Raw genomic sequence first — 22,987 nt, 5'->3', positions numbered from 1 at the left:
TCCGGTGCGGGCGGTCAGGCGCGGCCGAGGGCGACGGCGGCGTAGGCGGCGAGCGAGGCGGTGCCGGGGGCGAAGTAGCCGGTGTGGCCGTGGGATCCGGTGGCGGGCAGCGGGCGGGCGCCGAAGCCGGGGGCGGTCGGGTCGGCGCCGTGGCCGAGGCCGAGCAGCCGGACGTTGGGCACGTCGCCGATCCAGTCGGAGCCGTTGCGGGCGGTGGCCCACAGCGGGACGCGCGGGTCGAGGCCGGCGGCCGAGTCGACGCCCATGCCGGGGGAGCCGAGCACCACCACGCCGGAGGCCCGGGCGGGGGTGGGGCGGGCCAGGCCGCAGACCACCGAGCCGTAGCTGTGGCAGAACACGGTGGCCGGGGCCTGGGGGCGGGTGCTGACGGCGAGTCCGTCGAGCAGCCGGGTGAGGCGGGTGGCGCCGGCCCGGGCGAGGTCCTCGGTGGCGGCGTCGGGGCCGAGGCCGACCGGGGTGGTGTAGCCGGTCCAGGCGATCACGGCGGTCTGCCGGTCGGTGGCCTCGTACAGGGCGCGGGCCATGCCGGCGGGGGTTCCGTACGGATCGGCGGCGCGGTCGAAGTCGAGCAGGTCGATGTCGGAGCCGGGGACGATCACGGCGGTGCGGCGGGCGGCGGCGAGGTCGCCGTACACCTCGGCGACCTGGCCGCGGCCGCGCGGGTCGAAGGCGAGGATCTGCCGTCCGCCGTCCAGCAGGGTGCGGTAGCGCTCGGCGCGGGTGCGGGCGGCCTCGTGGTCCTGCGGGGTGCGGGCCGGGTCGGCGGCGCGGGCGAGTTCCCGGGTGCGTTCGGCGGCGAGGGCCAGGGCGTTGGCGCGGTAGCGGAGGGCGACCGGGGCGCCGTCCAGGTTGCCGACCACCAGCGGGTGCCGGACGGCCAGCGCGTCCTGTGCGGCCGGTGCCAGTGCGGCGAAGAACGCGGCGACCCCGTCCGGGGCGGTGGTGGCCGGGTCGGGCAGGCGCAGGCCGAGCGAGGTGTCGGCCGTCCAGGCGGCGCTGCCGGGCGGCGGGCCGGTGACGGGGGTCTGGGTGTCGGCGGCCCAGCCGCCGGCGCCGAGCACCGCCGCCAGCGCCACCGCGGCGGCCAGTGCCCGCCTGATCCGGAATCCGCGCATGGTCCTTCTCCCCCTCGTTCGTTCGGCTTGCGACGAAGAGGAAGGTAGGAACGCGACGGCCCCGCGGGCGTCACACCGCGGGGCCAACTCCCGGGTGCTACCCGGGTATCAGGGGGATGTCCCCCCTACTGGCCGGGGGTCACCAGGCCGGACTCGTAGGCCAGTACCACCGCCTGGGCGCGGTCGCGCAGGTCGAGCTTGGCGAGGATGCGCCCGATGTGGGTCTTGACGGTCTGTTCGGCGAGCACCAGCTTCGCGGCTATCTCCTGGTTGGAGAGGCCGCGGGCGATCAGCTCCAGCACCTCGGTCTCGCGCGGGGTCAGGCCGTTGAGCCGCACCTTGGGGTCGTGGCGCCTGGCGGGGCGGGTGCGGGCGAAGTCCTCGATCAGCCGGCGGGTCACCGAGGGGGCGAGCAGCGCCTCGCCGGCCGCGACCACCCGGACCGCGGCGATCAGGTCGGCCGGCGGGGCGTCCTTGAGCAGGAAGCCGCTGGCCCCGGCGCGCAGCGCCTCGTAGACGTAGTCGTCCACGTCGAAGGTGGTCAGCATCAGCACCTTGGGCCGGTGCGCGCCCCCGCCTTCCCGTGGACCGGTGGCGGGGTCGAGCAGCCGTCGGGCGGCCTCCAGGCCGTCCATCACGGGCATCCGGACGTCCATCAGCACCACGTCCGGGTGGGTGTGGCCGGCGACCTCCAGGGCCTGGGCGCCGTCCGCCGCGTCGCCCACCACGTCGATGTCGCTCTGGGCGTTCAGCAGGGCGGCGAAGCCCGCGCGCACCATGGCCTGGTCGTCGACGATGATCACGCGGATGGTCATGCGGTGGGCTCCCGGGGGGTGTTGTCGGAGGTGCCGAGGGGCAGGACGGCGGCCACCTTGAAGCCGCCGTCCGGCAGCGGGCCGGTGTCCAGCCTGCCATCGACGAGCCGGACGCGTTCGCGCATTCCGACCAGGCCCTGCCCGGTGCCCTCGACCGAGGCCTCCAGCGACTCGGTGCGCTCCGGCGGCGGCCCGTTGACCACCGTCACCAGCAGCTCGGGGCCGTCCGAGGAGAGCGACACCCAGGTCCGCGCGCCGGGGGCGTGCCGCACCACGTTGGCCAGCGCCTCCTGGACGATCCGGTACGCGGAGAGGCCGACGGCCTGCGGCACCGCCTCCTCCAGGCCGTCGGCCACCGCCAGTTCGGCCGCGACCCCGGCCCGTCCCACCGTCTCGACCAGCTGGGCGAGTTGGCCGACCCCGGGCTGCGGGGCCTTCTCCCCGCCGGAGTCCTCGCTGCGCAGGACGCCGAGCAGCCGGCGCATCTCGGCGAGCGACTCGCGGGCGGTGCCGGCGATCGCGGTGAACTCCTCGGCGGCCCCGGCCGGAACGTCGGAGATCCGGTACGGGGCGCTGGCGGCCTGGACCGCGATGACCGACATGTGGTGGGCCACCACGTCGTGCAACTCCCGGGCGATCCGGGCGCGTTCCTCCAGCAGGGTGCGTCGTTCGCGCTCGACCTCGCTGATGTGTTCCTGCTCGGTGAGCAGCCGGCGGGCCTCGGCGCGTTCCCGCAGGGCTCCGCCGAGCACCAGGACGGCGCCGGTCAGGGCGGTTGCGAGGAGGGCGTTGTCCCCGGTGTAGCGGGAGCCCGCTCCGGCGAGCGACAGGGCGAACCCGGCACCCGCGGTGACCAGCCAGACCGCGACCAGGGTGCGCCTCGGCTCGCGGAGGGACAGCGGGACCATCAGGAAGAGGTAGCCGACCAGGGCGGTGGGGATCCACGGCCAGGGGCCGCCGGTCCCGCTCCCGGTGGTCAGCACCAGGACGGCGGCCAGCAGGTCGGTGCTGCCGATCATCCACCAGGCGGCCAGCGGCCGGCTCACCGCGAGCAGCAGCGGCGCGGTCTGAGCCACGGCGAGGGCGGCCGCGAGCCCTCCGTCGATCCCGTAGTCGTTGGCCATCACGTTGATCCCGCTGGGCAGCAGTGAGGCGATCGCGGCCACCGCGAGGACGTACGGGAGGTGGCGGAGCCACGGCCGGGAGGAGTGGGCCAGCAGCGGGGCGTGGTCGGCGGACGGTCGGACGAGCGTGCCGAGCAGGGCCCGCGCCACGCCGACGGGGCCGGACCGGGGGGACGAGTCGATCATCCGGTCAGACTAGGGGCGCGCCCGGCGCCCGGCGTCCGACCCGGGGGTGGGATCCGGGGTGGTACCCGGGTATGACACGGGCGTTCAGGTGCGCCAGCGGCCGGCCAGGGCGGGGCCGAGCTGGTCGAAGTGGCGCTCGATCAGGGCGATCATGCCCTCGGGGCCGTCGGGTTCGCGGTCGGCCGTCCAGGACAGGTGGGCGGCGCGCAGCACGCTGCCGAAGACGGCGGCGAGCACGGTGGGGCGCAGGTCCTCGCGCGGGTCCAGGCCTTCGCGTTCGGCGAGCACCTGCACGACGATCCGTTCCTGTTCGGTGACCCGGCGCAGGTGGGCGGCGAGCAGGGTGGGCGCGTCCTCGATCATCCGCATGAGTTCGAGGGCGCTGGTGATCGAACCGGGGCCGGAGGTCTCGGCGTTCCCGAGGTCGCGCCAGGCCTTGACGATCGAGGCGCGCAGGGCTTCCAGCGGGGACTCCTCGGCGGGGCGGTGGCGCAGGCACTCGATGAAGTAGTCCTCGGCCTCGGCCATGACGGCGAGCGCGACCTCGTCCTTGTTGGCGAAGTAGCGGAAGAAGGTGCGCTGGGAGACGTCGACGGCGGAGGCGATCTCGTCGACGGTCGTGCGGGCGAAGCCCTGGCTGAGGAAGAGCATGTGGGCCGCCTGGACCAGGGCGTACCGGGTCTGCTGCTTCTTGCGCTCGCGCAGCCCGGGTGTCCGACCGAGGTCCTCCGGGGTGCCGGTGGTGCGGGGGGCGTGAGCGGCCATGGCGGGGGCCTTCCGGGGCGCTGGTGTGGCGGGTGGGAGGACAACCTTAGCGTTCTGACAAATGGCAGTAATGGCCAGAAGTCACTGTTTGCCGAATGTCAGCAGCTGACATAATCTGCGGCGAGTGGCGCCCGTCGGGCCGGGGCACCTGTGGGGACGGGTGGGCCGGGGCGCCACGACCACGTTCCGACCGAGCCACGCCCCCGGAGGGCCCAGATGAGCCAGTCCGTCGTCAAGAACTCCGAGGCGGACGCCGCGCCGCCGCCGACGCCACCGTCCGGGGGCGGCCTCAAGGGGCACCCCTGGCTGACCCTGCTGACCGTCGCGGTCGGCGTCATGATGGTCGCGCTGGACGGCACGATCGTCGCCATCGCCAACCCGGTGATCCAGGAGAAGCTGAACGCGGCGCCCTCCGAGATCCAGTGGGTCACCAGCGGCTACCTGCTCGCCCTGGCGGTCTTCCTGATCACCGCCGGCAAGATCGGCGACCGCTTCGGCCACAAGTCCACCTTCCTGGTCGGCGCGGTCGGCTTCGCCGCCACCTCCGCCGCGATCGGCTTCGCGGGCAACATCCGGACCGTGATCGCCTTCCGGGTGCTCCAGGGCCTGTTCGGCGCGCTGCTCCAGCCGGCGGCGCTCGGCCTGCTGCGCGGCGCCTTCCCCGCCGAGAGGCTCAACATGGCCATCGGCATCTGGGGCGGCGTGATCGGCGCCTCCACCGCGGCCGGCCCGATCGTCGGCGGCCTGCTCGTCGAGCACGTCAGCTGGGAGTCGGTGTTCTTCATCAACATCCCGGTCGGCCTGATCGCCCTGGCGCTCGGCCTGTGGATCCTCCAGGACGTGCGGGCCGAGAACGCCGCCAAGTCCTTCGACGTCCCCGGCATCGTGCTGCTGTCCGCGGGGATGTTCGCGCTGGTCTTCGGCATCATCAAGGCCCCCGAGTGGGGCTGGGGCGACGCCCGGACGCTGCTGTTCCTGGGCGGCGCGGTGCTGCTGATGGTGCTCTTCGCGCTCTGGCAGGGCAAGGCGCGCGAACCGCTGATCCCGCTCGGCCTGTTCCGCTCGGTGCCGCTGTCGGCGGGCGTCCTGCTGATGGTGCTGATGGCCTTCGCGTTCTTCGGCGCGATCTTCTTCGTGACCTTCTACCTGCAGAACGTACACGGCATGAAGCCGGTCGAGGCCGGCGTCCACCTGCTGCCGATGACCGGCATGATGATCGTCGGCTCGCCGGTGGCCGGCATCGCGATCGGCAAGCTCGGCCCGCGGATCCCGATCGTGGCGGGCATGCTGATCACCACCACCGCGATGTTCGGCATGTCCACCCTGGACGCCGGCTCCGGCAACGGCGTGATGTCGCTCTGGTTCGTCCTGATGGGCCTCGGCATCAGCCCGGTCATGGTCGGCGCCACCGAGGTGATCGTCGGCAACGCCCCGCTGGAGCTGTCCGGCGTGGCCGGCGGCCTCCAACAGGCCGCGATGCAGGTCGGCGGCAGCCTCGGCACCGCGGTGCTGGGCGCGCTGATGGCCGCCAAGGTCGGCGACGTGCTGCCCGGCAAGTGGGCCGGGGCCGGCCTGCCGCCGGTCGAGGGCCCGCAGGCGGAGGGGCTCAAGCAGGCCGCCCAGCTGGGCATCGCCCCGCCGGCCCCACCCGGCACCCCGCAGCAGGTGGTGGACGCGATGGCCGGCGCCGTCCACGAGTCCTTCGTCAGCGGCATGTCGCTCGCCTTCGCGGTCGCCGCCGTGGTGGCCTTCGGCGCCGCCGTGCTCGGCCTGCTCACCCGCCGCGGCGCCACCGACGCGGGCCCCGCCGTGCACATCTGACGCGCGCCCGTGCACCACGGCCCCGGACTCGGCGGAGTCCGGGGCCGTCGTGGTGCGGAACGCCGAAGGGGCCGGACCTCGCGTGGAGGTCCGGCCCCTTCGGTCACCTACCGGGTGATCAGGCGTCGCCGCCGGCGGCGCCCGGGTCGGCCGCGGTGACGTCCAGCAGCTGGTAGCGGTCGATCGCGTCCTTCAGCGCCGAGCGGTCGACCTTGCCCTGCTTGGCGAGCTCGGTGAGCACCGCCAGGACGACCGACTGCGCGTCGATGTGGAAGAAGCGACGGGCCGCGCCACGGGTGTCGGCGAAGCCGAAGCCGTCGGCGCCCAGCGACTGGTACTGGCCCGGCACCCAGCGGGCGATCTGGTCCGGCACCGCGCGCATCCAGTCGGACACCGCGACGACCGGGCCCTCGGCACCCTGGAGCTTCTGGGTGACGTACGGCACGCGCTGCTGCTCCTCGGGGTGCAGCAGGTTGAACTCCTCGGCCTCCACCGCGTCGCGGCGCAGCTCGTTCCAGGAGGTCGCGGACCAGACGTCGGCCTTGACGTTCCACTCCTCGGCGAGGATGCGCTGGGCCTCCAGGGCCCACGGCACGGCCACGCCGGAGGCGAGGATCTGGGCCGGGATCTGGCCGGCGGTGCCCGGCGCGTACTTGTGCAGACCCTTGAGGATGCCCTCGACGTCCACGTTCTCGGGCTCGGCCGGCATCTTGATCGGCTCGTTGTACACGGTGAGGTAGTAGAAGACGTCCTCGCCGTTCGGGTGCTCGGCGCTGGAGCCGTACATCCGGCGCAGACCGTCCTGGACGATGTGCGCGATCTCGAAGCCGTACGCCGGGTCGTACGCGACGACGCCCGGGTTGGTCGAGGCCAGCAGGTGCGAGTGGCCGTCGGCGTGCTGCAGGCCCTCACCGGTCAGGGTGGTGCGGCCGGCGGTGGCGCCGAGGACGAAGCCGCGGGCCAGCTGGTCGGCCATCTGCCAGAACTGGTCGCCGGTGCGCTGGAACCCGAACATCGAGTAGAAGACGTACACCGGGATCAGCGGCTCGCCGTGGGTGGCGTAGGCCGAGCCCGCGGCGATCAGCGAGGCGGTGCAGCCCGCCTCGGAGATGCCGTCGTGCAGCATCTGGCCGGTCGGGGACTCCTTGTAGGCGAGGAGGAGGTCCCGGTCGACCGACTCGTAGGTCTGGCCGAGCGGGTTGTAGATCTTCGCCGACGGGAAGAGCGAGTCCATGCCGAAGGTGCGGTACTCGTCCGGCGCGATCGGCACGAAGCGGTTGCCGATGCCCTTGTCCCGCATGAGGTCCTTGAGCAGCCGGACGAACGCCATGGTGGTGGCGATGGTCTGGTTGCCGGAACCCTTCTTGACCGCCTTGTACGCGTCGTCGCCGGGCAGTTCCAGCTTGCGCGGGCGGACCTTGCGGGTCGGCACGTAGCCGCCGAGCTCCTGCCGGCGGTCGTGCATGTACTGGATCTCTTCCGAGTTGCGGCCCGGGTGGAAGTAGGGCGGGTAGCCCTCTTCGAGCTGCTTGTCGGTGATCGGCAGGTGCAGCCGGTCGCGGAAGCGCTTCAGGTCCTCGACCGTCAGCTTCTTCATCTGGTGGGTGGCGTTGCGGCCCTCGAAGTTGGGGCCCAGCGTCCAGCCCTTGACCGTCTGGGCCAGGATGACCGTCGGCTGGCCCTTGTGCTCGCGGGCCGCCTTGAACGCCGCGTAGATCTTCTTGTGGTCGTGGCCGCCGCGACCCAGGTGCTGGATCTGCTGGTCGGTCATGCTCTCGACCATCTTGCGCAGGCGCAGGTCGGAGCCGAAGAAGTGCTCGCGGATGTACTCGCCGGACTCGGTGGCGTAGGTCTGGAACTGGCCGTCCACCGTGGTGTTCAGCTTGTTGACCAGCACGCCGTCGCGGTCCTGCGCGAGCAGCGGGTCCCAGCTGCGGTCCCAGATGAGCTTGATCACGTTCCAGCCGGCGCCCCGGAACTGGGACTCCAGCTCCTGGATGATCTTGCCGTTGCCGCGGACCGGGCCGTCGAGGCGCTGCAGGTTGCAGTTCACCACGAAGGTCAGGTTGTCCAGGCCCTCGCGGGCCGCCAGCGACAGCTGGCCGAGCGACTCCGGCTCGTCCATCTCGCCGTCGCCGAGGAAGGCGTACACCTGCGAGTCGGAGGTGTCCTTGATGCCGCGGTGCTCCAGGTAGCGGTTCATCCGGGCCTGGTAGATCGCGCCGAGCGGGCCGAGGCCCATCGAGACGGTCGGGAACTCCCAGAAGTCCGGCATCAGCCGCGGGTGCGGGTAGCTGGAGAGGCCGTACGGGGCCTTCGACTTCTCCTGGCGGAACGCGTCGAGCTGCTGCTCGGTGAGTCGGTCCAGGAGGAAGGCGCGCGCGTAGATGCCGGGGGAGGCGTGACCCTGGAAGAAGATCTGGTCGCCGGACTCGCCCTCGGCGTCCTTGCCGCGGAAGAAGTAGTTGAAGCCCACGTCGTAGAGCGACGCGGAGGAGGCGAAGGTGGCGATGTGGCCACCGACGCCGATGCCGGGGCGCTGGGCCCGGGAGACCATGACGGCCGCGTTCCACCGGGTCGCGTTGAGGATCCTGCGCTCGATCTCCTCGTTGCCGGGGAAGAACGGCTCGTCCTTGGTGGCGATGGTGTTGACGTAGTCCGTGCTGCGCATCTCGGGCACAGCGACACGCTTCTCGCGGGCGCGCTCGATCAGCCGCAGCATCAGGTAACGGGCACGCTCACGCCCGCGCTCGTCGATGGCCGCATCGAGCGACTCCAGCCATTCCGCGGTCTCCTCGGGATCGAAGTCCGGGACCTGACTCGGAAGGCCGCCAATGATGATCGGGTTGCGATCGGATCCGGAAGCCACGCTGTTCCTTCACTGTCGGTCGAAACTAGAGGTGTGTCGCGCCGCCTCCATCGTGCTACCGCATTCGGAGATCCGTCATCTCTACCGATCGGTAACCGTTCCGCCTGTTGGGCGGTCCGGTCTGGTGGTGCGCGGCACGGGCGTCTTCGTCCGCTCCGCACACCCCCTGGTGTTACGAAAAGAGGTGGTCCGACCTGGTGTCCCGTCCGCCCGATGGCGGGCGGCCGGGGTGAGGGCCAACAGGAGACTCTACGCCCGCGCATGCGCGGACCCCGAATGCCGTTCGCATCTCGGGCACGCGTACGGCCTGTGGGCCCGGACCACCCGAAGCATCCTTGTCCCATGCAGAGAAGGGCAAATCGGTGTGATTCCCGACACGTCGAACGGCGTGTCCCGGTGCGACACGTCAACCTTTGGAGGGGATCGGGGGTCGGGTACTTGCGCGAACCGCCGCGCCCGTGTGGACTACGGCCACAGCCTCGGCATGGACGCCGAGCCGAATACTGGAGGTTATTCCCGTGAGCGCGACCGCGGACCCCGCGGACAAGTCCAACCCGGCGGCCCGTCTCAACTTCGAGGGTGGCCAGATCGTCCAGGAGCTGGGGTACGACGAAGACACTGACCAGGACCTCCGCGAGGGCATCGAGGAGATCACCGGGACGGATCTCGTCGACGAGGACTACGACGACGTCGCGGACGCCGTCCTGCTGTGGCACCGCGACGACGACGGGGACCTCACCGACGCCCTCGTCGACGCGCTGGAGTACCTCGCCGAGGGCGGCGTCATCTGGCTGCTGACGCCCAAGACCGGGCGGGACGGCCACATCGAGGCCTCGGACATCAACGAGGCGGCCCGCACGGCCGGCCTCTCCCAGACCAGCTCGATCAACATCGTCAAGGACTGGGCGGCCACCAGGCTCGCGACCAAGTCCACGGCGAAGCCGGCCGCCGGCAAGCGCTGAACGGGTCCTGAAGCCCCCTGCCGGGCCCCGCCGGAGCCACGCTCCGGCGGGGCCCGGCGCTTTTGCGATGCCGTCCGGGGGCGCCCCGGTCTCCTGCGCCGTCCGCCGGTCTCCGGTGTCTTCCGACGACTTCCCGGCCGCCTCCCGACCCGATCGGCGCAGGCCGTGCCGCGTTCGCTCAGAGCGGAAGCGGGCGGGTGCCCGACGGGCCCGCCTCATCCGTTCGGCCGAACGCGCGTAAGCGGATGCGAGGATGGGCCCGCTGCGCCCGCCGCGCGGCGCGGTCGCGTCAGAAAGGTCCCGTCCATGGCCATCGAGGTCGGCACCCGGGCTCCGGACTTCGAGCTCAACAACCAGCACGGGGAGTCCGTCCGGCTCGCCGACTTCCGCGGTGAGAAGAACGTCGTCCTGGTCTTCTACCCGTTCGCCTTCACCGGCGTCTGCACCGGCGAGCTGGGCGCGATCCAGCGCGAGCTGGCCGGGCTGCAGAACGACGACGTCCAGGTGCTCGGCCTCTCCTGCGACTCGCAGTTCTCCCAGCGCGTCCTCGCCGACCGCGAGGGCCTGGAGTTCCCGCTGCTCGCCGACTTCTGGCCGCACGGCGGGGTCACCCGGGCGTACGGCGTGCTCGACGAGGAGCGCGGCTGCCCGCTGCGCGGGACCTTCGTGATCGACAAGGCCGGCACGGTGCGCTGGAGCGTCGTCAACGGCCTCCCGGACGCCCGGGACGAGCAGGAGTACCTGAGGGTCCTCGCCGGGCTCTGAGCCCCGCCCCGCAGCGGTCCGGCCCCGTCCGCCGCGGGGCCGGGGCCGGACCGCTGCGGGGCCACTGCGCGGCCGCGACCGGCCGGAACCCGGCCGCCCGGGTGCCGGACGGTCGTGTCCGACCGCATCCGCGCTGCGCACGGGAACCGCGTACTACGCTCGGGCCGTTGGCGGAGTGGGGTGCGGGAGCCGGTGCGTTCCCGGGCCCCGAACCGCACCACCGGGGGCACCACAGGGCGTGCCTCCCGAATCTTGGAGGACACGTGGGAGTCAGCCTCAGCAAGGGCGGCAACGTCTCGCTCACCAAGGAGGCGCCCGGGCTCACGGCCGTGATCGTCGGCCTGGGCTGGGACGTCCGGACCACCACCGGTGCGGACTTCGACCTGGACGCCAGCGCACTGCTCTGCAACGCCCAGGGCAAGGTCGCCTCGGACGGCAACTTCGTGTTCTTCAACAACCTGAAGAGCCCGGACGGCTCGGTCGAGCACACCGGCGACAACCTCACCGGCGAGGGCGAGGGCGACGACGAGGCGATCAAGGTCAACCTGGCCGGCGTCCCGGCGGACGTGGAGAAGATCGTCTTCCCGGTGTCGATCTACGACGCCGAGAGCCGCAGTCAGAACTTCGGCCAGGTGCGCAACGCCTTCATCCGCGTGGTGAACCAGGCGGACAACACGGAGCTGGCGCGTTACGACCTCTCCGAGGACGCCTCCACCGAGACCGCGATGGTCTTCGGCGAGCTGTACCGCAACGGCGGCGAGTGGAAGTTCCGCGCCATCGGCCAGGGCTACGCCTCCGGCCTGCGCGGCATCGCGCAGGACTTCGGCGTCAACGTCTGAGTCACTCGGCGCCCTGCGGCGCGTTCCAGCCGGGGCGGCCCGGACCCGCGGAGGGTCCGGGCCGCCCCGGCTTCGTCCGGTCGCTGCCGCCACTGCCGCCGTTGCCGCCGTTGCCGCCTTCACGGCCGTCCGGGCGGCAGTTCGGGCGCCGCGCGGGTGGGCGGGTGCCGGCCGGTCGGGGTTCGTCCGACCCGGTCCCGCGGGGGCCCGTCGCGCTGCGAGGATGTGAGTTCAGGAAGTTCAGCCGACCGGAGCCGGTCGGCCGGGGCCGCGGGGGACTACACCTGGAAGGCGCCCCGGGAGAAGCAAGGGAGGAAGAACGTCATGGTGGTCACGCTCGCCAAGGGTGGCAACGTCTCGCTCACCAAGGCCGCGCCGAACCTGACGCAGGTCCAGATCGGCCTCGGCTGGTCCGCCCGTTCGACCACGGGCGCACCGTTCGACCTCGATGCGAGCGCCCTGCTCTGCGGTGGCGGGCGGGTGCTCGGCGACGAGTACTTCGTCTTCTACAACAACCTCAAGAGCCCCGAGGGCTCGGTGGAGCACCAGGGCGACAACCTCACCGGTGGCGACGACACGGGTGACGACGAGGTGGTCCTGGTCAACCTGGACCTGGTCCCGGCACAGGCGGACAAGGTGGTCTTCGCGGTGTCGATCTACGACGCCGAGCCGCGGCTGCAGAACTTCGGGCAGGTCCGCAACGCCTACATCCGGGTCGTCAACTCGGTCGACGGCCAGGAGATCGCCCGCTACGACCTGTCCGAGGACGCGTCCAGCGAGACTGCGATGATCTTCGGCGAGCTGTACCGCTACGCGGGCGAGTGGAAGTTCCGCGCGGTGGGCCAGGGGTACGCCTCCGGCCTGCGCGGCATCGCGCTCGACTTCGGGGTGAACGTACAGTAAGGGCGGAAATCGGACCATCGCACCCGACCCGATCATGAGAACTGAGGGCAGTGCGGGGGTGACCTGACCGGGCGGGGCCCGGTCAGGGCGTCTCGGGGACGAGGCCGCCCCCGGCACGGCCAGAACCCGAAAGGTAGCCAACTCCCGTGTTCCTCCGCACATTCGGCTGGTCGTTCGCGATCACCGCCATCGGCCTGGTCGCGGCCGGACTGCTCTGGGGAGCCCAAGGCTTCGGCATCGTGCTGATCCTCTCCATCCTGGAGATCTCCCTGTCGTTCGACAACGCGGTGGTCAACGCCACGGTGTTGAAGCGGATGAACCCGTACTGGCAGAAGATCTTCCTGACCGTCGGCGTGCTCATCGCCGTCTTCGGCATGCGCCTGATCTTCCCGCTGCTGGTCGTCGGCCTCACCGCGAAGCTCGACCCGGCGACGGTCATCGACCTGGCGCTGCACTCCGACAAGACCCACGACGGCCTCACCTACGGCCAGTACCTGGAAGCCGCCAACCCGGCCATCGCCGCCTTCGGTGGCGTCTTCCTGCTCATGATCTTCCTGGACTTCGTGTTCGAGGAGAAGGAGCACAACTGGCTGAGCTGGCTGGAGCGCCCGCTGGAGAAGATCGGCAAGCTGGACGCCCTGTCCGTCGTCATCGCCCTGGTCTCGCTGGTGCTGGCCGCCCGCTTCTTCGCCGCCGAGCACGCCGAGACCGTGCTGCTCTCCGGTGTCCTCGGCCTGATCACCTACCTCGCGGTCAACGGCCTCTCCTCGATCTTCGAGTCGGGCCTGGAGGCCGAGGCCGAGCGCGAGGAGGAGGCCGAGAAGGCCGGCAAGTCGGTCGTCCAGGTCGCCGGCAAGGCCGCGTTCTTCCTGTTCCTCTACCTGGAGGTCCTGGACGCGTCGTTCTCCTTCGACGGCGTCGTCGGCGCGTTCGCCATCTCCAGCGACATCTTCCAGATCACCCTGGGCCTCGGCATCGGCGCGATGTACATCCGCTCGCTGACCGTCTTCCTGGTCCGCAAGGGCACCCTGGACGACTACGTCTACCTGGAGCACGGCGCGCACTACGCGATCGGCGCGCTGGCGGCGATCCTGCTGGTCGGGATCAAGTACCACATCCCGGAGATCGTCACCGGCCTGATCGGCGTCGCCTTCATCGGGCTCGCGCTCGGCTCCTCGATCCTGCGCAACCGGCGCGAGGGCGCGGAGGACGAGCCGGAGCTGGTCGGGTCGGGCAAGTAGCCGGCTCGGACGCGTAGTCGGGCTCGTAGCCGGACACAGCGCCGGACACAGCGCCGGACACAGGGCCGGACACAGGGCCGGACACCGAGCCGGACACGCGAAACGGCCGCCCCCGGGAACCCCGGGGGCGGCCGTTTCGCGTCGTGCGGGCGGCCGGGTCAGCCGAGCTGCTGCTCGATCGCGCGCAGCTTGCGCTCCAGCGAGTCCAGCTTCGGCATCGCCAGCGTGTCGTCGTCGGCCGTCAGGTCGATGGACGAGCTGCGACGGGACGAACCGAGGGCGTCGGCCGAGGAGGACGTGGAGGAGTACGAGGAGGACGAGTACGTCGAGGGGGACGAGTACGAGGAGGAGTACGAGGAGCCGACGGCGGCGCGGGGGCGGCGGCCGGTGTCCAGGGCGGTGGGCTCCAGCGAGGAGGTGGAGGCCTGCGAGGTCGGGGTGGTGGCGTCCGACTCCGCGGCTAGGGCAGGCTCCGTAGCGCTCGGGCCGTCTCCGGCAGCCGTGAGGGCGGGCACCTGGCGGCCACCGCGGGCCCGGGCCAGCATGCCGCCGCCCTGGCGGGAGATGGCCTTCAGCTCGGCGCGCTCGCGGCGGTCGGCGGTGCGGGCGCGGGCCTTGGCGTCCAGCTTCGCCTGGCGCTCCTCGCGCACCTCCTCGACCGCCTCGTCCAGGCTGCGGACGTTCTCCAGGAGCATGAGCGACCAGGCCGCGTAGGTCTCGCGCGGGGCGCGCAGCCAGCGGACGATGCGGATCTGCGGCAGCGGGCGGGGGACGAGGCCCTGCTCGCGCAGCGCGGCCTTGCGGGTCTGCTTCAGCGCGCGGTCGAACAGTATCGCCGCCGAGATCGACATGCCGGAGAAGAACTGCGGGGCACCGGCGTGGCCGAAGCCGCGCGGGGCGTGCACCCAGTTGAACCAGGCCGAGGCGATCGCGAACACCCAGACCAGCAGGCGTGAACCGAGCGCGGCGTCACCGTGGCTGGCCTCGCGGACGGCGAGCACCGAGCAGAACATCGCGGCGCCGTCCAGGCCGAACGGGACGAGGTACTCCCAGCCGTCGGCCAGGCCCAGGTTCTCCTTGCCGAAGCCGACCAGGCCGTGGAAGGACAGCGCGGCGGCGACACCGGCACAGCAGAACAGCAGCGTGTACGAGGAGATCCCGTAGATCATCTCCTTGCGGCGGCGGCGCTCCTCGCTGCGCTCCCAGGAGTCGGTGGCCTCGTCCTTCTTCGAGTTCTTGAAACGCAGCGTCGCCATCAGGACGGCGACGAACAGCAGGGCTGCGCCGCCGACGACGGTCCAGACCAGCTGTATGGAGGTCAGGTTCATTGCGGGTCGGGCCTCGGGTTTCCGAAGGGGACAGGTTCACAGTGCGACACAGGCGGTCAGGGCCCGCCGTGCGGACACTGCCTGACGGTTCGTTCGTCGCCGCACGGCGTGCCCACCGCGCCCGCGCAGGGGCGGACGGGACACCTGTGCGGCTAGACGATATCGCGTCCGAAGGGGCGGCATGTTACGGGAGGGCGGCTGGCTGCGGCCAATCGACCCACCGGTTCGCCCGGGGTTCGTCCGTGGTTCGCCCGGTGGTCCGGCAGGTGGCGCCCGGTCGTGTGCCCTGCCGTGCGCCCGTGGTGCGCCCGGCGGTTGGGCAGATGGTGCGCCCGGCGGTCGATCGACGGGGGGCCGGTGCCCGGTCGGGGGCGGGGCGGGGGTGGGTCGGCCGTCGGCCGGTTTTCGGTCGCCCGTTCGGGCGGCGGCGCCCGGTCGTGCAGCTGTTCGTGCGGCCGTTCGTGTGCCCGCCGGCGTGCGCGCCGGCGCGTGCGGCGGTCGGCCCGTCGGTGGCGGGTGGGTGGCCGGACGGGGTAGGGGAGGGGACGGACGGGGTATCCGTCGGCCGGGCCGATGCCCGATCATTGGTCGGCGGACCGTCAGATCGCCTGGCGGGAGCAGGGGGAGAGGACGGGATGGTCTCGATCTGGGAGTACCTGCGCGGGGACCGGAGCTACACCTTCGACAACCCGGGCGGTCAGCACAAGGTCATACTCACCAAGTCGGCCCCGCAGCACGCGATCACCGGGTCGGCGGCCACCACCGGCTACCTCTACGTCAACCTGCACTGGTCGATGCGGGCCGGCGCCGGTCGGCCGAGCACCCGGGACACGATCAAGCGGTTCTTCAGCCCGCGGATCCTCAGTCCGCTGGAGCCGGACTCGCCGCAGAGCAGCGAGGCGATGAACGTCGACCTCGACCTGGCCTGCATGTACGAACTCTCCGACGGCTCCACGGGTGTGGTGCAGCCGCTCGGCGGCCTCTTCGGCGACCTCCAGAACGCGCCGTACGTCAAGCTCAGCGGCGACGACCAGTACGGGGCGCCGTCGGGCGAGACGATGTACGTCAACCTGGAGAAGAAGGACAAGTTCAAGCGGCTGTTGATCTTCGTCTACATCTACGACGGCACGCCGGCCTTCGAGCAGTCGCAGGCGGTGGTGACGATCGTGCCGCAGACCGGCCCGCGGATCGAGATCAAGCTGGAGGAGCGGGCCCGGGCGGCGCGCTCCTGCGCGGTGGTGCTGATCGAGAACGCCGGGGACAACCAGCTCACGGTGCGCCGCGAGGTGCGGTACGTCAACGGGTTCCAGTCGGACATCGACCGGCTGTACGGCTTCGGCATGCAGTGGCAGCGCGGCTACAAGAACCAGCCGGGCGGCGACTGACGGGCGCTGCCGGGGCGGGGTTGCTGTCGGTCCGGGGCGGGGTTGCTGTCGGTCCGGGTCGGCGGCTGACGGGCGCTGCCGGTTCGGGGAGGCTGCGGTCCGGGGCGGGGCCGCCGCGATCGGGCGGCCGCCACCCCAGGTGGGCGTCAGCGGGGCTGGAACTGCGGGCCCTGCGGCGGCAGCGCGAACTCCTCGCCGGTGGGCCCTGGGGGCTGCGCGTTCGTCGGCTGGGCCGTCGGCGGCTGCGGCGGGACGGGCGGCTGCTGGCCGGTGCCCGGCTGCGGGTAGCCGTAGCTGCCCGGGTGCGGCTGCGGCGGGACGGGCTGGGTCGGCTGGGGGTAGCCGTACCCGGTGCCCGGCTGCTGCTGGTACGGCTGCGTGGCCTGCGGGTAGCCGTAGCCGGTCCCGGGCTGCTGCTGCGGGTAGCCGTACCCCGTGCCGGGCTGCTGCTGGGGGTAGCCGTAGCCGGTACCGGGCCGGTGGCCCGGCGGCGGGGTGGGCGGGGCGGCCGGCGGGGGCGGCAGGGTCGGCGGGGCGGTGGGCGGCGGCGGGGTCGATGGTGCGGCGGGGGCGGCCGTCGGCGCTCCCGCGGTGGCCCCGACCGGGGTCGGGGCGGCGGCCGGGGGCGGGGTCAGCGGGACGGCCGGGGCCAGGGTGAAGGTGCCCGGCTCGGCAGCGGTCGAGCGCGGGTCCGGGAGCGGGGTGCTGCGCGGGTCCACCGCACCGGTCGGGGAGGCGGTGGAGGCGGGCGCGGGGGCCGCCACCTGGTCGGGCGCCGCGCCCGCGGCCTCGTCCTCGACGGTGATGCCGAAGTCGGTGGCCAGGCCGATCAGCCCGGAGGTGTAGCCCTGGCCGATCGCCCGGAACTTCCAGGACCCGGAGCGCCGGTACAGCTCGCCCGCGACCAGCGCGGTCACGCTCTCGGCGTCGCTGATCTCGAACTCGGCCAGCGCGGGCGCGCCGTCACCGGCCGCGGCGTCGAACAGCAGCAGCCGCAGCCCCGGCACCGCGCGGAACGGCCCGCCCTCGGAGGAGCCGGCCAGCACCACGCGGTCCACGTCGGCGGGCAGCTTGGCGAGTTCGACCTCGATCGTGTCGATGATCTCGGCCCCGCCGGAGGTCTGCTGCTTGGGCAGGTGGCGGACCAGGCCGGACGGGTGGCGCGGCTGGTTGTAGAAGACGAAGTCGGCGTCCGAACGGACCTTGCCGGTGGCGCCGAGCAGCAGCGCGGACGCGTCCACGTCCGGCGCACCGGGCGCGGCGCTCCAGCGCAGCACGGCGCGGACCGCCGCCGCCGGCAGTGCGATGTTGGCGCCCTTGGCCATCACGTGCGTCATAGCGGACCATCCTGCCCGTTCGCCACCCCTTCGGACAACGTGACCGGACCGGTTCGCGCCGGGGCGGACTTTGCCAAGACTTGCGCTTCCCGGGGTTTGCCGTCGCCCGGCCCATGATCGTCCAAGTGGACCGGGATGTTCCGGGAGTTCAGTGCCGGGGAACCGGGAGCGGCCGGATCCCGTCCGTACGATGGGCGGTCTGAAGGCCCCCGGGGGTTCGACGGAGGGGCGTCCACCGGCGGCGCGTCCGGGGAACCGTCCGGGGAACCACGGCGCCCGGTCGGCCGGTTGACCAGGGTGTCGGCCGGTCGGCGTGGCTGTCGGACGGTCGACGAGGCCGTCGGCGTCCGCCGAGGGCGCCGTCCGGCGCCAGGGGCAGCGTCGGCAGGGGGCCGGAGGCCCGTCCACTTCCTGGAGGAGAGCACCTTGCGCCATTTCGGCCACCTCGCCGAGGACGTACGCGGCCGGCTCTTCCTGGAGCAGCCGCGCACGTTCACCGCGCAGAGCGAGCCCGGGGTGCTCGCCACCGCGCTCGGCGGCACCCTCTACAGCCCCGCCACCAGGCCCGCACTGGCCGCCGACATCCGCAAGCAGGCGGCTCGGGGCGTGGTGTCGATGGTGCTCTGCCTGGAGGACGCGATCGCCGACCACGAGGTGGACGCCGGGGAGCGGAACCTGGTCGAGCAGCTGAATGACCTGGTCAAGGATTTCACCGACTGCGCACAAGGTCATCCACTGCTCTTCATCAGAGTCCGTGCCGCCGCCCAGATTCCCGACCTGGCCGAACGGCTCGGACCGGCCGTCGAGCTGCTCAGCGGGTTCGTCCTGCCCAAGTTCACCCCGGAGAACGGCGCCGAGTACCTGGCCGCGCTCGCCGCCGCCGAGGCCGCCACCGGGCGGCGGCTGTTCGCCATGCCCGTCCTGGAATCGCCCGAGCTGGCCCACCTGGAGACCCGGCGCGAACAGCTCTTCGGCATCGCCGAGCTGCTCGCCGGGTACCGGGAGCGGGTGCTCGCCGTCCGCCTCGGCGTCACCGACCTCTGCTCGGCGTACGGCCTGCGGCGCTCGCCCGACCTCACCGCGTACGACGTCGCGCTGGTCGCGGCGGTGATCGGGGACGTCGTCAACGTGCTCGGCCGGGCGGACGGCACGGGGCACACCGTCACCGGTCCGGTCTGGGAGTACTTCCCGGTGCAGGAGCGGATGTTCAAGCCGCAGCTGCGCCGCACCCCGTTCACCGAGGCCTCGTTCGGCACCGACGCCGTCGGGACGGGACGGGCCTCCGGCGAGGAGGTCCGTCGGCGGATCATCGAACACGACCTGGACGGGCTGATCCGGGAGATCGAACTCGACCGGGCCAACGGCCTGCTCGGCAAGACCTGCATCCACCCCAGTCACGTGCCCGCCGTGCACGCCCTCTCCGTGGTCACGCACGAGGAGTACTGCGACGCCCGTGACATCCTCCGCCAGGAGCAGGACGGCGGCGGGGTGCTGCGTTCGGCGTACACCAACAAGATGAACGAGGCCCGGCCGCACCGGGCCTGGGCGGAGCGGATACTGCTGCGGGCGGAGGTGTTCGGCGTGGCCCGTGAGGACGTCAGCTTCGCGGAACTGCTCTCGGCCTGCCTGTGCGCCTGAGGCCGGGGCCGGGGCGTCCGCGCCGAGCGTACAGCCGGGGCCGGGGCGTTCCCGCTGTTCGTGCGGCCGAGGCCGGGGCGTTCCCTCCGGTTCCGGAACGGCGGGTAGGACGGTGTCCGTAGGGTCGGCAGGACGGTTCCCGTACGGTCGGCAGGACGGTCCCGTACGGCGGAGCGGACCCGACGAGCCGGACATGACCATCGCACCATCGCACCACCGAAGGCAGGACCAGCAGTGACAGCAACACCCCAGACGTGGACCGGCCGTTGGGTCGCCGACCGGGCCGGGATCGTGCTGACCGGCTCCGAGCGCCTCCCCGAACTCGTCGGGCTGGCTCTCCGGGAGAACCGCAAGCGCGCCCACCTGCTCGTCTCCAACGTGCTCGGCAAGCACGTGCCGCAGCGCCCCTCGGTGGTCCACGGCGCCGGGCTCGAACTCGGCCGCCGGGTCCGCGGACTGCTCGGCGAGGAAGCGGCCGCGCGGGCCGTCGTCCTCGGCTACGCGGAGACCGCCACCGGCCTCGGCCACAGCGTCGCCGACGGCCTCGACGCCCCCTACCTGCACTCCACCCGCCGTCCGGTGCCCGGGATCCCGCCGCTCGGCGGCTTCGAGGAGGAGCACTCGCACGCCACCTCGCACCTGCTGCTCCCGGCCGACCCCGAACTGTTCGCCGGCGACGGGCCGCTGGTGCTGGTGGACGACGAGTTCTCGACCGGCCGGACGGTCCTCAACACGATCCGCGAACTGCACGCCCGGCACCCGCGCGAGCACTACGTCGTGGTCGCGCTGGTCGACCTGCGCTCGGCCGACGACCGCGACCGGCTCACCGACGCCGCCGCCGAACTCGGCGTCCGGCTCGACCTCGTCGCCACCGCGAGCGGCGGCGTCGAGCTGCCCGCGGACGTGCTGGAGCGGGCCGAACGGCTGATCGCGGAGGCGGCGGCCGAGCTGCCTCCGGCGGCCGGTGCGGCTGGTGCGCCCGATGCGGCTGGTGCGGCTGACGTGGCTGGTGTCGGTGCGGCTGGTGCGCCCGATGCGGCCGATGCGCCTGATGCGGCCGAGCCCGCGCCGCTGGCCCGGGTCGAGCTGGACTGGCCTGCAGGCCTCCCGGACGGCGGCCGGCACGGCTTCACCGCCCGCGACCGCGCCCGACTGGACGCCGCCCTTCCCCGGCTCGCCGGGCAGCTGGCCGACGCCCTGCCCGCCGAGGCGCAGCGTGTGCTGGTGCTCGGCTTCGAGGAGCTGATGTACACGCCGCTGCGCCTGGCCGACGCCCTGGCCGAGCGGCTCGGCGGCGACCGCGTCCGCTACTCCACCACCACCCGCTCGCCCGTCCTGGCGGTCGACGACCCCGGCTACGCCATCCGCACCCGGCTGGCCTTCCCCGCCCACGACGACCCGCAGGACGATGCCTCGCGCGAGCGCTACGCGTACAACGTCGCTCCCGGCAGCGACCCGGCGCGGCGCTTCGACGCCGTCGTGCTGGTGGTCGACGACATCGCCGACACGCCGGCGCTGCACCGGGGCGAGCGGGCGCTGCTCGGCCAGCTGCGGCAGGTCACCGACCGGGTGGTGCTCGCGGTGCTGCCCTCGCACCGGCCGGTGGGCGGGGCGGCGGTGGGCGGGGCGGCGGTGGGCGTGGCGGCGGCGCCGACGTCGCTGTCGCCGTCGCTGCTGCCGACCCCGTTGTACGGGCCGGCGTTCTCCTCGTACCGGGCCGAGGAGGTGGCGTGGCTGCTCAAGGACCTCTCCGGGGTCGCCCTGGAAGCCCCCACCGAGGAGCGCGAGGAGGCCGTCCAGAACGGCGGCGCGCACTACGCGGAGTCGCTGCCGGTCGAGTACCAGCCCAGCCCCGGGTACCAGGAGCTGTTCCACCAGGCGCTGCACGGCTCCGCCCGCCGGATCGCGCTCGCCGTCGGCACCGTCGCCGAGACGCTCCTGCGCGAACGCGGCCCCGGGCTGGTGCTCGCCTCGCTCGCCCGGGCCGGCACGCCCGTCGGCATCCTGATCCGCCGCTGGCTGGCCTTCGCCCATGAGCTGTCCGTACCGCACTACGCCGTCTCGATCGTCCGCGGCCGCGGCATCGACCCCGTCGCGCTGCGGTACCTGGCCGCCCACCACCGCTCCGAGGACGTGGTGTTCGTGGACGGCTGGACGGGCAAGGGCGCGATCACCCGCGAACTCGCCGACGCGCTGGTCGGCACCGGCTTCGACCCGGACCTCGCGGTGCTCGCCGACCCGGGCCGCTGCGTGCGCACCTACGGCACCCGGGACGACTTCCTGATCCCGTCCGCCTGCCTCAACTCCACGGTGTCCGGGCTGGTTTCGCGCACCGTCCTGCGGGCCGGCCTGATCGGCCCGAACGACTTCCACGGCGCCAAGCACTACGCCGAGCTGGCCGGCAGCGACGTCTCCGCGGCCTTCCTGGACGCCGTGGCCGCGTGCTTCGGGGAGGTGCGCGCGGAGGCGGTCGAGGGTGTGGACCGGCTGTCCGCCGACCCCGACCGGGCGCCCGACTGGGCCGGCTGGGCCGCCGTCGAGCGGATCAGCGCCGAGTACGGCATCGACAACGTCAACCTGGTCAAGCCCGGTGTCGGCGAGACCACCCGGGTGCTGCTGCGCCGCGTCCCCTGGCGGATCCTCGCCCGCCGCGGCGCCGGCGCGGACCTGGACCACGTCCGGCTGCTCGCCGCCCAGCGCGGCGTCGAGGTCGAGGAGGTGGACGACCTGCCGTACACCTGCGTCGGCCTGATCCACCCCCGCTACAGCCGCGGGGCGACCGGGGCCGACGGACGGTCCGCCGGGTCGGGTTCGGACCCGGCCGCTGGCTCGGGGTCGACTGCCGGTTCGGGTTCGGGTTCGGGTTCGGACCCGGCCTCCGGCTCTGTTTCACGTGCTGTTCCGGGCCCGGCTGCGGGTTCGGTTTCGGGGAGGGAATCCTGATGGGTGTTCTGGTGGCCAGCGACCTCGACCGGACGCTGATCTACTCCGACCGGGCGCTCGCCCTGGACGTCCCCGACCGGCTCGCGCCACGGCTGCTCTGCGTCGAGACGTACCAGGGCCGACCGCTGTCCTACATGACCGAAGAGGCCGCCGGACTGCTCGCCGAACTCGCCCGCCAGGCCCGCTTCGTCCCCTCCACCACCCGGACGCCGGAGCAGTACGCGCGGGTCAACCTGCCCGGCCCGACGCCGGGTTGGATACCCGAGTACGCGATCTGCGCCAACGGCGGGCAGCTGCTGGTGGACGGCGTGCCGGACGGCGACTGGCGTGCCGAGATCACCGCGCGGATCGCCGCCGGCTCGGCCCCGTTGGAGGAGGTGTCCCGGCGGCTCGCGCTGTGCGCCGACCCGGAGTGGACGCACAAGCGGCGCGTCGCCGACGAGCTGTTCGCCTACCTCGTGGTCGAGCGCGCCGCGCTGCCGACCGGCTGGCTGGAGGAGCTGACCGGCTGGTGCGCCGAGCGCGGCTGGGCGGTCTCGCTGCAGGGCCGCAAGGTGTACGCCGTCCCGGCGCCGCTCACCAAGAGCGCGGCCCTCGCCGAGGTCGTACGGCGCAGCGGCGCGACCACCGTGCTCGCGGCCGGGGACTCGCTGCTCGACGCGGACCTGCTGCTCGCGGCGGACGCGGCATGGCGGCCGGGGCACGGCGAACTCGCGGACAGCGGCTGGACGGCCCCCGGCGTCACCGCCCTGGAGGAGGTGGGGGTGACGGCGGGGGAGGAGATCGTCCGCCGGTTCCTGGCGGGGGCCACGGCGGGGTAGTCCCCGCCGGGGGCGCCCGTCGGCCGGTGCGGCTCCTGTCGGCCGGCTCGGGTTCGCTTTCTGGGGCCGGGGTCGCGTTCTCGGGCCGGCGTCGCTCGGGGGTGGCTTC

17 protein-coding genes are annotated in these 22,987 nt (G+C 72.8%); 10 read left to right on the top strand and 7 right to left on the bottom strand.

What is annotated here, in order from left to right:
- Window positions 1-14: 14 nt before the first annotated feature.
- The 4 genes from ACZ7KX_RS24080 to ACZ7KX_RS24065 form a co-directional block, all read right to left on the bottom strand.
- A complete protein-coding gene (locus ACZ7KX_RS24080) occupies window positions 15-1,136 on the bottom strand; it encodes an alpha/beta hydrolase (protein WP_470328262.1) in 1,122 nt (373 codons plus the stop codon).
- Window positions 1,137-1,261: 125 nt separating this feature from the next.
- Window positions 1,262-1,951 carry a response regulator gene (locus ACZ7KX_RS24075; RefSeq protein ID WP_470328261.1) on the bottom strand — a complete coding sequence of 230 codons (690 nt, stop codon included), beginning with the start codon at window positions 1,949-1,951 and terminating at the stop codon, window positions 1,262-1,264.
- On the bottom strand, window positions 1,948-3,261 hold the full coding sequence (locus ACZ7KX_RS24070) for a sensor histidine kinase (RefSeq protein WP_470328260.1): 1,314 nt from the start codon (window positions 3,259-3,261) through the stop codon (window positions 1,948-1,950). The genes ACZ7KX_RS24075 and ACZ7KX_RS24070 overlap by 4 nt, the downstream gene beginning before the upstream one ends.
- Window positions 3,262-3,345: 84 nt before the next feature.
- Window positions 3,346-4,026, bottom strand: a complete 681-nt coding sequence (locus ACZ7KX_RS24065) for a TetR family transcriptional regulator (protein ID WP_470328259.1) — start codon at window positions 4,024-4,026, stop codon at window positions 3,346-3,348.
- Window positions 4,027-4,242: 216 nt separating this feature from the next.
- Here ACZ7KX_RS24065 and ACZ7KX_RS24060 point away from each other — a divergent pair, with 216 nt between their 5' ends.
- On the top strand, window positions 4,243-5,847 hold the full coding sequence (locus ACZ7KX_RS24060; protein WP_470328258.1) for an MFS transporter: 1,605 nt from the start codon (window positions 4,243-4,245) through the stop codon (window positions 5,845-5,847).
- Between the two features lie 118 nt (window positions 5,848-5,965).
- On the opposite strand, the gene aceE is transcribed toward ACZ7KX_RS24060, so the two are convergent.
- Window positions 5,966-8,716, bottom strand: coding sequence for a pyruvate dehydrogenase (acetyl-transferring), homodimeric type (aceE, locus tag ACZ7KX_RS24055; RefSeq protein WP_470328257.1), 2,751 nt, complete (start codon window positions 8,714-8,716; stop codon window positions 5,966-5,968).
- A 518-nt stretch (window positions 8,717-9,234) separates the two neighbouring features.
- Between aceE and ACZ7KX_RS24050 the strand changes: the two genes are divergently transcribed.
- The 5 genes from ACZ7KX_RS24050 to ACZ7KX_RS24030 all read left to right on the top strand — a co-directional run bounded on the left by ACZ7KX_RS24050 (window position 9,235) and on the right by ACZ7KX_RS24030 (window position 13,426).
- Entirely contained in the window at window positions 9,235-9,678 is a 444-nt protein-coding gene (locus tag ACZ7KX_RS24050; RefSeq protein WP_470328256.1) for a DUF3052 domain-containing protein, read from the top strand.
- A 306-nt stretch (window positions 9,679-9,984) separates the two neighbouring features.
- Entirely contained in the window at window positions 9,985-10,443 is a 459-nt protein-coding gene (locus tag ACZ7KX_RS24045) for a peroxiredoxin (protein WP_350523181.1), read from the top strand.
- A gap of 263 nt (window positions 10,444-10,706) precedes the next feature.
- Entirely contained in the window at window positions 10,707-11,282 is a 576-nt protein-coding gene (locus ACZ7KX_RS24040; protein WP_470328255.1) for a TerD family protein, read from the top strand.
- A 324-nt stretch (window positions 11,283-11,606) separates the two neighbouring features.
- Window positions 11,607-12,185 (top strand): TerD family protein, encoded by a 579-nt coding sequence (locus ACZ7KX_RS24035; protein ID WP_350523183.1) that lies wholly within the window; start codon window positions 11,607-11,609, stop codon window positions 12,183-12,185.
- Between the two features lie 146 nt (window positions 12,186-12,331).
- Entirely contained in the window at window positions 12,332-13,426 is a 1,095-nt protein-coding gene (locus ACZ7KX_RS24030) for a DUF475 domain-containing protein (protein WP_470328254.1), read from the top strand.
- A 158-nt stretch (window positions 13,427-13,584) separates the two neighbouring features.
- On the opposite strand, the gene ACZ7KX_RS24025 is transcribed toward ACZ7KX_RS24030, so the two are convergent.
- On the bottom strand, window positions 13,585-14,754 hold the full coding sequence (locus ACZ7KX_RS24025; protein WP_470328253.1) for a DUF2637 domain-containing protein: 1,170 nt from the start codon (window positions 14,752-14,754) through the stop codon (window positions 13,585-13,587).
- 635 nt (window positions 14,755-15,389) lie between these two features.
- On the opposite strand from ACZ7KX_RS24025, the gene ACZ7KX_RS24020 reads away from it, so the two are divergent.
- Window positions 15,390-16,139: a Tellurium resistance gene (locus ACZ7KX_RS24020; protein WP_470328252.1), complete on the top strand. Its 750-nt coding sequence runs from the start codon at window positions 15,390-15,392 to the stop codon at window positions 16,137-16,139.
- Between the two features lie 146 nt (window positions 16,140-16,285).
- On the opposite strand, the gene ACZ7KX_RS24015 is transcribed toward ACZ7KX_RS24020, so the two are convergent.
- A complete protein-coding gene (locus ACZ7KX_RS24015; RefSeq protein ID WP_470328251.1) occupies window positions 16,286-17,476 on the bottom strand; it encodes a TerD family protein in 1,191 nt (396 codons plus the stop codon).
- A gap of 426 nt (window positions 17,477-17,902) precedes the next feature.
- On the opposite strand from ACZ7KX_RS24015, the gene ACZ7KX_RS24010 reads away from it, so the two are divergent.
- From ACZ7KX_RS24010 to ACZ7KX_RS24000, 3 genes are all read left to right on the top strand, one after another.
- Window positions 17,903-19,114, top strand: coding sequence for an HpcH/HpaI aldolase/citrate lyase family protein (locus ACZ7KX_RS24010; RefSeq protein WP_470328250.1), 1,212 nt, complete (start codon window positions 17,903-17,905; stop codon window positions 19,112-19,114).
- Window positions 19,115-19,348: 234 nt separating this feature from the next.
- A complete protein-coding gene (locus tag ACZ7KX_RS24005; RefSeq protein ID WP_470328249.1) occupies window positions 19,349-22,057 on the top strand; it encodes a phosphoribosyltransferase in 2,709 nt (902 codons plus the stop codon).
- Window positions 22,057-22,878 carry an HAD family hydrolase gene (locus tag ACZ7KX_RS24000; protein ID WP_350523190.1) on the top strand — a complete coding sequence of 274 codons (822 nt, stop codon included), beginning with the start codon at window positions 22,057-22,059 and terminating at the stop codon, window positions 22,876-22,878. The genes ACZ7KX_RS24005 and ACZ7KX_RS24000 overlap by 1 nt, the downstream gene beginning before the upstream one ends.
- Window positions 22,879-22,987 lie beyond the last annotated feature (109 nt).

It is taken from the genome of Kitasatospora sp. NPDC038210 (assembly GCF_055600605.1).
The sequence above is the reverse complement of the archived record's forward strand: the minus strand, read 5'-3'. Positions and strand labels throughout refer to the sequence as shown.

Coding starts and splice junctions, on each gene's coding strand:
- ACZ7KX_RS24035 (WP_350523183.1), top strand. CDS start 11,607: ATGGTGGTCACGCTCGCCAAGGGTGGCAACGTCTCGCTCACCAAGGCC.
- ACZ7KX_RS24070 (WP_470328260.1), bottom strand. CDS start 3,261: ATGATCGACTCGTCCCCCCGGTCCGGCCCCGTCGGCGTGGCGCGGGCC.
- ACZ7KX_RS24025 (WP_470328253.1), bottom strand. CDS start 14,754: ATGAACCTGACCTCCATACAGCTGGTCTGGACCGTCGTCGGCGGCGCA.
- ACZ7KX_RS24060 (WP_470328258.1), top strand. CDS start 4,243: ATGAGCCAGTCCGTCGTCAAGAACTCCGAGGCGGACGCCGCGCCGCCG.
- ACZ7KX_RS24015 (WP_470328251.1), bottom strand. CDS start 17,476: ATGACGCACGTGATGGCCAAGGGCGCCAACATCGCACTGCCGGCGGCG.
- ACZ7KX_RS24000 (WP_350523190.1), top strand. CDS start 22,057: ATGGGTGTTCTGGTGGCCAGCGACCTCGACCGGACGCTGATCTACTCC.
- ACZ7KX_RS24075 (WP_470328261.1), bottom strand. CDS start 1,951: ATGACCATCCGCGTGATCATCGTCGACGACCAGGCCATGGTGCGCGCG.
- ACZ7KX_RS24065 (WP_470328259.1), bottom strand. CDS start 4,026: ATGGCCGCTCACGCCCCCCGCACCACCGGCACCCCGGAGGACCTCGGT.
- ACZ7KX_RS24080 (WP_470328262.1), bottom strand. CDS start 1,136: ATGCGCGGATTCCGGATCAGGCGGGCACTGGCCGCCGCGGTGGCGCTG.
- ACZ7KX_RS24045 (WP_350523181.1), top strand. CDS start 9,985: ATGGCCATCGAGGTCGGCACCCGGGCTCCGGACTTCGAGCTCAACAAC.
- ACZ7KX_RS24020 (WP_470328252.1), top strand. CDS start 15,390: ATGGTCTCGATCTGGGAGTACCTGCGCGGGGACCGGAGCTACACCTTC.